This is a genomic window from Arthrobacter paludis, assembly GCF_056782315.1.
This window is the reverse complement of sequence record NZ_JBXAEW010000031.1, coordinates 1-9602: the sequence shown is the minus strand read 5'-3', so window position 1 is coordinate 9602 and position 9602 is coordinate 1. Positions and strand designations below refer to the sequence as shown.

Here is a 9602-nt window from a genome sequence, read left to right as displayed (position 1 = left end):
TGTTAGCGGCCATGGAAAACTGCCCGTAGGTGGCCAGGGAATTGCCCGCTGACGGCCACGGGGACTGCCCGCGTATGGCCACGGAAACTGCCCATTTGTGGCCGGCTGGTTTGCCCGCATTGCTCGTTAGCCCTGCCGTGTTCTGAGGACGGCGGGGGCCTCTTCCCGGTTGGATGTCGGTGTCGAATCGAATCCGCAGCAGGAAGAGGCCCTGAATGAAGGATGCCCTAGAAACCGTGAATATTCTTGCCACCTACGACCTCACCAGGTCCCTACGCAGCACCGCGGAGATCCACGGGTGCTCCCACCACACCGTCGACCGGCTCGTGAGGGCCCGCGATGCCGGCCGTGCCCCCGGCGCGGGTCCGGAACGGCCCAAGGTCACCGACGACTGGGACGCGAAGATCGAGGAATGGGTCGACAAGTCCCGGGGCCGGATCCGCGCCGACGTCGTGCACGACAAGCTCGTGTCGATGGGCTACGCCGGTTCGGAGCGCTCGACCCGCCGTGCCGTGGCGACCGCGAAGGACGCCTACCGCCGCGGGAGGCGGCGGGTGCACCGGCCCTGGATCACCGAGCCCGGCGGCTGGCTGCAGTACGACTTCGGCGACGGACCGGTCATCGGCGGGGTCAAGACGGTGCTGTTCGTGGCCTGGCTCGCATGGTCGCGGTACCGGATCGTGCTCGCGCTGCGCGACCGGACCGCCCCGAGCGTCTTCGCCGCCCTGGACCGCACCTTCAGGATCATCGGCGGGGCCCCGACGTACGTGCTGACGGACAACGAGAAGACGGTGACCACGATGCACGTGGCCGGGGTGCCGGTGCGCAACGAGGCGACCGTCGCGTTCGCGAAGCACTACTCGGTCGAGGTCCTCACCTGCCAGCCTGCCGACCCGGCGTCGAAGGGCGGGGTGGAGAACGCGGTCAAGGTCTCCAAGGCCGACCTCGTGCCCAAGGACACCAACCTGCGCGGCTCCTACGCCTCGTTCGCCGAGCTCGAGGCGGCCTGCCAGGCGTTCATGGACCTGGTGAACTCCCGCGAGCACCGCACCACCCGCCGCCGGCCCGTGGATATGCTCGCCGACGAGGCCCCCGCCCTGCACCGGGTCCCCGACGCCGCGCACACGATCGCCTACGGGACGGGCCGGAAGGTGCCGCCGAACACGCCGATGGTCTCCTACGAGAACGCCCAGTACTCCGTCCCGGCCCACCTGCTCGGCGCCGAGGTCTTCATCCGCCAACACGGCACCGGCGCCGACGCGAGGGTCGTGATCGTCCACGCCGGCCCCGACGGTGCCCTCGAGGTCGCCCGGCATCCGGTGGCCGCGCCCGGGTCCCCGGCGATCGACGACTCCCACTTCCCCGACCACGACCCGGCCAAGGTCCCTGGGGACCACACCCCGGTGCCGCGCTCGAAGGCCGAGGCCGAGTTCCTGGGCATCGGCGCGGGCGCGAGGTCCTGGCTGCTCGAGGCCGCCGCCGCGGGCGCGCACCGCATCAACGCCAAGATGGCCGAGGCCGTCGCCCTGGCCAAGATCGCCGGGACCAACGAGGTCGACAAGGCCCTCGGCCTCGCCGCGGTCCACCACCGCTTCGCCCACGGGGACCTAGCCTCCCTGCTCACCGCCGCCGGGCACCGGCCCGGGCTGCGCACCGCCGACGAGGGGACGTCCCTGACCCAGGGCACCGCCGGCTGGGCGGGCCTGGGCGCCACCACCTCCGGGAAGGAGCACCCCTGATGGGCATCGCCACCCCGAACACCACCGCCCCGGCCCTGCCCGAGGACCTCGCGGCGCTGATGCGCCAGCTGAAGATGCCCCACGCCCGCGCCGTCGCCCCCGAGGTGCTGGCCACCGCCCGCGCCCAGCGCTGGGAACCGGCCGAGACCGTCAAGGCCCTGCTGGCCGAGGAAACCGCGGGCCGGGCCCGCTCCATGCTCGCCACCCGGCGCAAGGCCGCCGGGTTCCCCACCGGCAAGACCTTCGCCCTCTGGGACGAGACAGCCTCCTCGATCCCGGCCCCGACCCAGCAGGCCCTGCGGACCCTGGAATGGATCCACCGCAAGGAGAACCTCGTCGTCTGCGGACCCTCCGGCACCGGCAAGACCTTCTTCCTCGAGGCCCTGGGCCAACAGGCCGTCGAGGAAGGCAAGCGGGTCGCCTGGTTCACCCTCGAGGACCTCGGCGCGCTCATCCGCGCCCACCGGGCCGACGACACCGTGACCAAGGCCGTGGCCCGGATCCTGCGCGCCGACCTCGTCGTGATCGACGACATCGGCCTGCTTGCAGTGGCCACCGACGCCGCCGAGGGCCTCTACCGGGTCGTGGACGCCGCCTACGAGAAACGCTCCGTGGCCGTGTCCTCGAACCTGCACCCCGCCGGCTTCGACGAGCTCATGCCCAAGACCCTGGCCACCGCCACCGTGGACCGGCTCCTCCACCACGCCCACGTCTGCCAAACCACCGGCGACTCCGTCCGACTCACCCAGGCCCTGGCCGGAAAGGGAGTCATGCCACTGACCTAGACACCACCAGTGGCCGGCACCAACCACCCGTCCCGCGGGCAAACCAGCCGGCCACCAGTGGGCACTTTCCCTGGCCACCAGCGGGCAGAACCGCTGGCCGCCCACGGGCAATTCCTACTGGCCGTTGACACGGCCGTCCATGGAGCTCCCATATCTCCAGACAGGAGGACATCCGGCCTGCCCTGCCCCCGAAGTCATACCGGTGCTAGCGCCGGGGAGATCCCAACCCAGCACCCCAGCCCAGAAACGCTCCCGTGGCCGGCGCACCCGCCTCTAGCGTTTCCCGTAGCCCTTGAAGGAGTGCATCGGCCTGAGACGCTGCCTGCGGCGGTAGCCCTTTGACGAGGGTCTTGTCATCCAGGAATGCGGCTACCTCTTCAAGTGGTGATAGGGCGAGGTAGAACACGGTCTGCCGCCATGCGTACGCGGCGTTCTTCCGGTGGTGCAGGCTCCGTTCCCCTACCGCCTTCGAGAGGTGCTTCCTCGTCGCTTTCCAGGATGCCCGCGCCTGAGTCCCCCACTCGAGTGTCAGCCCCGCCTCTACCAGCGAGGAAAGATTGTGCGTGGTCAGGATTTGGGCTTGCTCGATCGCCCGCCCGTTGGCGACGACGTCATTGCCGAGCTGGATGCGGCGGCTTCCCGCCCGGGAGTGGACCATCGCATCGAATGCGGCCACGGCACCCCGGCTGGCCCTGCGTGGGAGTGCGCGGTCTGTTGGAGCAGCGCCAATGGCGAGGATCTTGCCGTAGTCGATGCCGTAGTACCGCGCGTAGATGGAGTCGCCGACGACTGCGGCAGCCTTCCGGGCCGCCCGGGGGAATGCGGGGGCGAAAGACTCCGTGAAGATGTCCGCGGCCAACTCGTAGGTGAGGGGGACGTCCTCGGAGGCGGCTCCGAAGAGCCGGGAAAGTTCCCGCACGAGCGAGTTGGGCAGCAGCGTTCCCGGGAAGTGCCGCAGGGCCTGCGCGGCAAGATCCAGTGCCTGCGCGTGCGCGAGGGACCGCTGTTGCCCCGTGACCCCGGCTTGCTCCAGAAGTGCGAACCAGGGAAGCGCGTCTATGGCCACCTGCGACCTCTTCTTGGTCAGTAGCAGACTGCGCCGATTGGCAAACGCCGCGTAGAGGCGCTTGGCGAGCAACGCGCCCGACGGGTCTTCGTATCGGGAAGCCACTGTCTCGGCCGTCAGCTGCGGGGCAAGCTCGGCCAGCACTTCGGCGGACCGGACGATGCCTTCCTGCAGCAGGACCTGCAACGGCGCCTGGGTGGCTTGCCGAACCGTGGCCCGCACCGAGCCCAGATCCTGGGCAGGCGAGTCTCGGAGCAACGAGATAGGGTCCGCCACGGCGCCGGCAAGACCCATCGCCCTCAACTGCTCGGCGGCCTCGTGCGCCAAGGCCGCGTGGGACGGCCTTGACGCAAACTCCGCCTGAGCGGTCCGGAGCGCGGTAAAACGCGGCGAGTCCGGTTCGCCGCGCTTAGCGACCATCTTTGAAACCGCCGTGCGAACCAGATCCACCATACGAGGATCGCGGTCGCCATCGACCTGCGCACGGAGCCCGGCCAACATGATCTGCAGATTGCCCTTCGGATCCGCGTGCCGCTTCGTCAGCCCGTGGTTCGCGGCAAGGCACCGGTACTCGGTCAGCAGTTCTTTCGATTCGTCGATCCACTCGGCAGGAAAGTCCGTCCCGAGCACTCCGTCCCTGGAACGGGTGGCCCACCAGTGGCGTAGGACCTTATCCGCAAAGGGATTCCAGACCGACAGGGTCTCTCGTTCGGCCTCGACCTGCCGCTGGGGTCGTTTCCGGGCCAAGCGGTCCGTGACGACGGGCAGCGTCGCGACGTGCACACCTGGGGTCTCCCGCTCATCGGAGTCGTATGGCCAGAACCGCACATGTTCGGACCAGGGCTTCAATGTTCCCACTAGCCTGCGGGCATCGTCAGGCCGGTCGTTCCGAAGGAGCCAAGCGATACTCAGAAATGCGGCGTGTTCGGGAAGTTCCAGTCGATAGAGCCCCGAATCCAGCCAGGCGTCCAGCTTTCGGAGGCCTTCCTCAGACAGGAACCAGGCGAAAAGTTGTGCACGGCTGGGCTCTACGCCCAGACGGTCAGCCAGAGCGATTTCGTCGGCCGCCATGGGCCCGGCAGCAGCGGCCTTCCCGGTCGCAAAGCCTCCACGGAGGATTTCCGGCGTTAACCACGCGGGGAAACCTCTGACGGGAAGAGGAGACCCGATCCGCAGTTTCCCTGTCGCCATGCCCATGAGTACTCGACGCCACGACTCGGCCCGCTGAACCGCGCGGGACCTCGTCTCGGGGTCTTGGTCGACCACGGCTGTGGCGCGCGCCTTTCGCAACTGCTCCCACGCATACCCGAGCACCAAGTATTCCTCTCCAGCTCACCGGTCGGAGCCGTATCGCCGACGTGGCAGGTGCTGCCCCTGCTCCCTCTGGGTCCATAGCCCAGTGCTCTCGCTGTTGAGCTACACGTCGATGCACCTCAAGCTAAGCTAGGTCCGCCCTCGCTGCAATAACGCCGCCCGGAAGGCGCATCGCGGCGGCGTGTCGTTCGTGGACTCGAGCGTCCCAGCAAGTCAACGAGCGGCAAGCCCTACTCGGCTGAACACTCCCAGCCCGTCGCATCAACACAACGTTTGATGGGACTGCTCTGAGACCGCGGAGGCCATGGTGCGCAGGAACTCGACCGCACAGGGCTTCGATCTCGGCGCACCCGATCAACCTTGTTGAAGGGCCCGTACGTCAAGGATCTCGCCGGTTGCGGTGTCCCGCACTTTCCGGTCGCCCAGAGGGTCCTCAAGGAGAACCGAGGCATGGTCTAGGCAATCCAAGCCGGAGCGTTCACCGACGATCGTCGCGGTGATGAGGACTTCGTCCTGGGTCTCCACCACTTTGACGGTGGGGTCGTCATTGCAGGAAGCGACGCTCATGTCGAGCCGGCGCTCATCGGGGTCCCCGGAAATGTCGGAGACCGGTACGTGGGTCGTCTCGTCGTGGGCCGTCGACGATCCTGTTCCCGTGGCCTGCGGTGGAGGCAAGGTGTCGGCCCCGCACGCTGCCGTCGTGAACGCGGCTGCGAGGACTAGGGCCATCATGCCTGCCTTGGCCCGGCGGACGTGCACGAGTTCGGGTCCCGGGGTGCGGGACTTGGCCTGGCCCGTGGAGAGGGCGTTGGGATGGCGTGTCATGGTCACTCCTGGTGGGTTTGGATGTAGCGAAGGACTGCGGGAACGGGGAAGGCGGGTTCACCTGTCCTTGGTGCGGCGGTGTAGGCCTCTTCGTACCCGGTGATCCGCCCGGTGTCCGCGTCCACGAGCAGGGTGGTGCGGTAGGTGCCGTGGTCTTGGGAGGTAAGGCCCAGGGCGAGGGCAGGGTTCCCGTCGCAGTCGGTGGTCCGTCCGAAGTACTCGGCGCCTTGCAGACCCGAGACGACCTGGAGGAGGGCGTCGTTGGTGTCCCGGTCGGGGTTCCACCACAGGAGCATTGTCCCGGCCGCTTGGAGGAGGCCCCGGTCGCCGTCCGCGAAGGCCGCAGGGTGCCGGTCCCGGACGCCGGCGAGGTAGGCGCGCATGCTGGCGCTGGATCCCGGAGGCGGGTCGGGGAACATCGGGGAGAAGCCCTCGTCCGGGTGTTCGCGGACGGCCGTCTCGCCCGGTTCCAGGTCCAGGGTCTGGAGGTTGAGCGCGGTCGGGTCGAGGGCGCGCCCCTGCGGGTCGACGGGTTGGCCCGCGGTGGTGGCCTGCCTGAGCGTGCCGTCGGGCAGGGTGGTGGTCCGGATGGTCTGTGGCAGGGAGAGGCTTGGGGTGAACTCCCGCGAGGAGGCATCCCACATTGGCCCGAGTTCCCAATGGGTGGCGTGCACATTCCGTGGCGAGTCTGGCTGCGCCGCGGGCCGTCCGGCCCCGCGGGCCCAGCGCGCCACCTCGGCGGCGGAGCCGAAGGCCCCGGGACCCCCGGAGGTGCCCTCGAGGGCGTTGCCAAGTTCGGGTCCGCCCGCCCCGGATTCGTCCGGGCTGTCGATGACCAGGGGCTGGGCCACGCTCTGGGCGGATACCTGAACCGCCGCCTCGTGGGCGCGATGGGAAGCGATGCCGCCGGCACCGAGGCCGATGGCCACGGCAGCCGCCGCGGCGACCACCGGCGCAAGCCACCGGGGACGTCCCGGGCGGGACCACCCCGACGCGCCGCGCCGGCGGGCCGCCGGTCCTGTGCGGGCCCGGCGGCATGGGCCCTCCGTGCCCAGGATCGCGGCCAGTTCGGCGGCTGCCACCTCATCCAGGGGTGCGCCGGCAGTCGGGGGTGCGATGGGGTTCAGCTCGCGCAGCCGGTCGTCGAGATTCATGACGGTCCTTCTCGTGTGGAGGTCGGCGAGGCGACGGGGAAGTCGTCTGTGAGTAGGCCGCGGAGCGTCGAGCGGGCCCGGGAGAGCCGCTTCCACACGGTCGCCACGCTGCACTCGAGGACCTGGGCGACATCCCCTGCCTGGAGCTCTTCCCAATACGTCAGGTAAAGCGCCTCACGCTGTTCCACAGGAAGCCGGCGAAGCGCGTGCAGCAGGTCCAGCTGGTCCCCACGCCCCGATCGCGCCGCCTCGACGGTGAGGCGATCCAAGAGGGACTCCTGTCGCGCGCTGCGCTGGTATTCGTTCCCGAGCAGGTTCCGGCACGTCGCATAGACGAAGGGCAGCCCGCGCTCCAGCGCCACATCGCGCTTCTGCCACACGATCCGGAAGGCCTCGGCAACGACGTCGCGGGCGGCCTCTTCGCCGTCGATGCGGCGCCGCGTGAATGCATAGGCCTGCCAGTAGGTCTCCCGATACAGCCGGGTGAAGGCAGCCGCGTCACCGTCCGGTCCGGATGGAGGCAGGGGAGGGGTCATGGTCTGGCTCCCCGCAAGGCGCATCGGCGGCACAGCCGTTGCGCGCCGGACACCGTCCACATTCCTGCTCCCCCCGTGGTCCGGGCGGAATCGGTACCGCCCGTTACCCTGCTTGTTTGCGGAATGAGCCGATCCTGACACCCGCACAGGGAAAGTCCCAGAGCGCAGCCGGGGCCGCGACTGGAACCTGCGTGACGGCGTGAAACCCACCAGGCTTGGCTGAGGGAGCAGCGGCGGTGTCAATAAGCGCTCTCTTACTGGGACGACGTTGGAGCCACGCCGCTGAAGGTGATTCCAGGTGGGACGGCATGGCTTCACTTCACATGGCAGCAGCTCGAGGGTTCAATGCCCAGAGAGCCAAAAGACAAGCGGCTCGTACGTCGAGGACGAGGAAGCCGATGTTTTCGTTCTTCCCAAAGAAAGGCCAGATCTGGTCTTATCGCGATCGTGGCCGCGCATTCAGTTTCGCTATGGGAGTGACCGCTTTCGGACTTGCGGTGTTCGGGCTGTTCCATGGTTATCGGACTGGCGATTGGCTTATTTTCCTTTGTGCCTCGGGAGGAATCCTCTGTGTTGCTCTCGTTGCCTGGGAGAACGAACGGCAGCACCGCGACGGAGGCTAGCGCCGCCCGGCGCTGCAAGTCTTCGGAAAACCCGGCCTTGGGAGGGGTCTTGAGTGGAAAGCTGATTCTCGCTTCCGTTGCGGTTGCCCTCGTCCTTAGCGTGGCCTTATCCATGTTGCTCGGCATCGAGTACTCCCTGATCGGACTCGGGAGTGGGCTTGGAGTCTGGCTCGGTGGGCACTTCGGGAACAAGAGCGCACGAGAAACGGACCGCTACCGGAATGCCTGGCTTAAGAAGAGAGCAGACCGGCACAAACCCCGGTAAGGAGAGACCCCCGCGATTAGTGACTATCACTTGGGACTTCCGCACCGCGGCCGTCATCGACGCGGTTCTGGGCGATCCTCTAAACCCCTCCAGGTATCGGGCCGAGTATCTCCACGAGCGCCGGTCATTCGATCCCGAGTGCTGCATCACTGGATGGCGTCTTCTTGGCGGCACTTACATTCTTGGCGGTCGCCACGCCGCCCAACCACCGCTCTGCCCGGGGTAGGCTGCAGGGATGATGGGTGTCCCAGGGCTCGTGCTCAACGCAGTAATCGCCGCGATCCTTTTCTGTGTCCTCTATGGAGTGATCAGGGCCGGCGTGCGCGATGGGATCTTGGCCGCAGACAAACGCAGGAGCCCCGCAGCGAGCGATGATCCCGGCGCCGGCACGATGTAACCTCGCGCGAGCGGCTGGCGCTCTTTTGGAATGAACCACGTTCCGCACCAATGCTTTCGTCGCGTCAAACGATCATCTGCTGAGACGAGGACCCGAGCGTTCCCGGCGGTCAGCTCGGAGCTATCTCTCGACGGTGCCTGACGGTCCGTCCGAGGCCGGGTGGTGCGCAATTCCACATTTACACCCAGGCGGCTACCGAGTTTCCGACGTTCCTCTTGGGCATCGTCCGTCTCCACAGCGAGTGCTACTGCGACGATGCGCGAGTCGTATCGAATGACCGTTTATGGTTTCCTCCTATAAAGCACGAATCCGTCCAGAGGGTGTTTCATTAGGTGTGTAAGGGTCCGGTCTCTAACTGGGGTGTGACCTGTGGTTTCATCCCCGAAAGGACGGGCCCTCGTGGCTGAAAACGACATGATCGACAATCCCCTGGCCGGGGTGCTGGACCCGGAGCAGATCGACGCGCTGGTCACGGCGGCCGAGGACCTCGGCGAGGGCCGGCACGGGGTCGAGGAGCTGCTCTCGCGCATGACCAAGGCCGTGCTCGAGCGGGCCCTGGAGACCGAGATGAGCGACCACCTCGGCTACGAGTCCGGGGACCCCGCCGGGCACGGCACGGGCAACTCCCGCAACGGCAAGGCCACCAAGAGCGTCCAGACCCTCCAAGGGCCGGTGCGGATCACGGTCCCGAGGGACCGAAACGGCTCCTTCGAGCCGGTGATCGTGCCCAAGCGCGCCCGCAGGCTGGGCAAGGTCGAGGACATGGTCCTCTCGCTCTACGCCCGGGGGATGAGCACCCGGGACATCGGCTCCCACCTCGAGGAGATCTACGGGGCCAAGGTCTCCGCGGCGACGATCTCCCGGGTCACCGACGTGGTCGCCGACGAGGTCGCCCAGT

At 67.8% G+C, this 9602-nt stretch carries 7 protein-coding genes and 1 tRNA gene; 3 read left to right on the top strand and 5 right to left on the bottom strand.

Annotation, left to right across the window (positions count from 1 at the left end):
- Nucleotides 1-215 precede the first annotated feature (215 nt).
- Both istA and istB read left to right on the top strand, forming a co-directional pair.
- Entirely contained in the window at nucleotides 216-1739 is a 1524-nt protein-coding gene (gene istA, locus AC1Q5D_RS17595; protein WP_481736794.1) for an IS21 family transposase, read from the top strand.
- Nucleotides 1739-2524 carry an IS21-like element helper ATPase IstB gene (istB, locus tag AC1Q5D_RS17590; RefSeq protein ID WP_481736795.1) on the top strand — a complete coding sequence of 262 codons (786 nt, stop codon included), beginning with the start codon at nucleotides 1739-1741 and terminating at the stop codon, nucleotides 2522-2524. Before istA ends, istB begins: the two co-directional genes overlap by 1 nt.
- A gap of 205 nt (nucleotides 2525-2729) precedes the next feature.
- Here istB and AC1Q5D_RS17585 read toward each other — a convergent pair whose 3' ends face one another.
- The 5 genes from AC1Q5D_RS17585 to AC1Q5D_RS17565 form a co-directional block, all read right to left on the bottom strand.
- On the bottom strand, nucleotides 2730-4661 hold the full coding sequence (locus AC1Q5D_RS17585; RefSeq protein ID WP_481739744.1) for a hypothetical protein: 1932 nt from the start codon (nucleotides 4659-4661) through the stop codon (nucleotides 2730-2732).
- 282 nt (nucleotides 4662-4943) lie between these two features.
- A tRNA-His gene (locus AC1Q5D_RS17580) sits at nucleotides 4944-5016 on the bottom strand.
- Between the two features lie 242 nt (nucleotides 5017-5258).
- Complete coding sequence (locus AC1Q5D_RS17575; protein WP_481739743.1) at nucleotides 5259-5729, bottom strand: hypothetical protein; 471 nt, start codon at nucleotides 5727-5729, stop codon at nucleotides 5259-5261.
- A gap of 2 nt (nucleotides 5730-5731) precedes the next feature.
- The gene (locus AC1Q5D_RS17570; protein WP_481739742.1) at nucleotides 5732-6580 is read right to left on the bottom strand and encodes a hypothetical protein; all 849 of its coding nucleotides are present in this window, start codon (nucleotides 6578-6580) and stop codon (nucleotides 5732-5734) included.
- A 299-nt stretch (nucleotides 6581-6879) separates the two neighbouring features.
- Complete coding sequence (locus AC1Q5D_RS17565) at nucleotides 6880-7419, bottom strand: RNA polymerase sigma factor (RefSeq protein WP_481739741.1); 540 nt, start codon at nucleotides 7417-7419, stop codon at nucleotides 6880-6882.
- Nucleotides 7420-9133: 1714 nt separating this feature from the next.
- Here AC1Q5D_RS17565 and AC1Q5D_RS17560 point away from each other — a divergent pair.
- The coding region (locus AC1Q5D_RS17560; protein ID WP_481739745.1) for a transposase at nucleotides 9134-9602 on the top strand (469 nt) is incomplete at its 3' end.